Raw genomic sequence first — 2,179 nt, 5'->3', positions numbered from 1 at the left:
TTTCTCACCCTAAAACACCCACCCGTAATTAAAAAACACCTTAAAATGGCTAGCCCCTTCATTGAAAACAAAAGAGTTGGTGTAATCGCTACCACTAGAAACGACTTTAGCTTTTCTTTGGATCAAAGGGATGCTAATCCCTACAGAATATTTAGAATGCTTATAGCGGTAATTCAATCCAGTAGCCACATCTAAATTACCGCTCCCTTTGACTTTATTCAACACATAATAGCTGTTATACAAGCCCCTTAACCCCCCAAAGATACCAAAAGATGAAGAAAAGTTCCTTCTCGTTTGAATATCTATAGGGCTATTTTTATTGGAGTAAGTGGTGATGAAATCCAATAACAAATCTATCCCCCCACCATAGCTCAATTGCTGGAATTTTTGATTAAGGGCTTTAGAATAGTTGTATTTGATAATGCCATAATAAGCCAATCCTATGAAATCATTAAAGTAATTTTGATAGCCTATTTTAGCATTAACCCCTAAAATAGGGCTTCTAAAACTCTGTGAAGCGCTTGAAAAATAGTGGTTGGTAACGCTAGAAGTGACAAAGGTTTTTTGAATGGTGCCAAGCATGGAATTGGCTAAATCTTGCGTGTTCAAACTAGCGTTTAAGTTGTAGTTCTTTTGAGCGCTCAAATTGGCGTAATCTATGGGTAAAGCGTTTTGATTAATAAGCTGCTGCCAAACCGCTGCTGTTACCCCTAAAAAGCCAGCCGGGACATCCGCGCAATTGTGATAGATGGAATTAGGGTAGTTGCTAGGGAAAGCGGGCTGATTGGAACCCCCATAAAGCGAACACATGTTATAAGGGAGGCCATCAGAATCTTTTGGCTTGCCATTTTCATTTTGACCGGTTGGCACTCTTTGGTAAGTCATGTTCCCATTGTGTCCATAGCCTTTGGTGTGGCTGAATTCATGCAAAATGGTTCTTAAATCCTCTAAATTGATAGTCTTAAGGTCATTGCCAAAGAGTTTTTGGGGTTCTAAGGCATAGGCTTCTACTCCTAATGTGCCATATTCACCATCATTACCATATCCATTAGCTAACCCTACAACCCCTGAATCCTTTAAAACAACCGCATCAATTTCTATTTTTTTTCTAAAATTATTAATAATACCTTGTTTGTTGAGTATATATTGTTGATCGACTTTAGAATCAACACGCCCATTTACTCCGGGATTTACGCATTTTGAAGGATCGTTATCGCAATCTGTTGAGCTGTTAGTGAATTCAAAAGGAGCGTTTAAAATCGCATCGCCCCAAGATTGGGAGTCTAAGACAGCGATCATGTTCAACATTAAATTGGTGAATTCTTCTGCGGTTTGTGGGGTGAAAGGTTGCCAACAATCATTTTTTGTATTACCATTATTGTTGTAAGGACAAGTGTTGAAATTGTTTGGATTTTCATTACTATATTTCATGATAAGATTTGTCTTAATCTTATTGAGCGTTTCAAACACCCTTTGCGTGTTAGCGTCAGAAACAGAAGTGCTAGTGGTTTCAAATTTTGGAAAAAAGAAAGTATAGGGGCCAATTTTATCAAACGCCTCTTTTAAACTATCAAATGCCTCCCCGGGTAAAACCATCTTAGAGTGTTTGGGGATGGTCTCTATCACCCCTAGATCGATCACATTGCCTTGAGCGTCTTTAAAACTCAGTTTAACATTGCTTAGATTATAAGGTAAGAAATTTTCTATAGTTAATTTACCGCCAACATACAATACTTTAATAGGGGATAAGGATGAAAATGTTAATTGCGATATGGATTTAGCGTCTGTGAATAAATTAGCCGCTCTTTTTAAAACGCTATCTGTGGGTAAATAATCGTAAGTCGCGTAAGTGTTTTTTGTGGTGGTGTGTCTTTTTTCTTGCGTTTGCGTGCCTTCTAATAGCCCGGTTTCAAACCCGGCTTCTATGAAAAAGCCATTTTTCTCATTAGCTTCTAACGCACTGAATAATAAAAACGAAGTGAATAGTTTTCTCATGGTTATCTCTTTTTAGTTTATAGTGTCTTTATTATACAATTTAAGGGGATTGTTTGTTTATTTTTTGAAATTTAAAGCTTTTATAAGGGATTGGTATTTCAAATTGAAACAAAATTTTAAAAACAAGCGTTTGTTTTAGGGCTAATTTAGCATTAATAAGGCTGTGTTAATCAAAGTTTGATAG

At 36.8% G+C, this 2,179-nt stretch carries 1 protein-coding gene; it reads right to left on the bottom strand.

Annotated features, from left to right (window positions below):
- Nucleotides 1-9 precede the first annotated feature (9 nt).
- Nucleotides 10-1,995 carry a porin family protein gene (locus H7O61_RS07730; protein WP_187875637.1) on the bottom strand — a complete coding sequence of 662 codons (1,986 nt, stop codon included), beginning with the start codon at nt 1,993-1,995 and terminating at the stop codon, nt 10-12.
- Nucleotides 1,996-2,179: the final 184 nt, after the last annotated feature.

The sequence above is a fragment of the Helicobacter pylori genome, from assembly GCF_014496965.1.
Lineage (GTDB): Bacteria > Campylobacterota > Campylobacteria > Campylobacterales > Helicobacteraceae > Helicobacter > Helicobacter pylori_CZ.
Note: the sequence above shows the minus strand (reverse complement) of the source record. Positions and strands in the feature narration are given on the sequence as shown.

Excerpts from the sequence above, each read along its gene's own strand:
- H7O61_RS07730 (WP_187875637.1), bottom strand. The coding sequence starts at position 1,995 with ATGAGAAAACTATTCACTTCGTTTTTATTATTCAGTGCGTTAGAAGCT.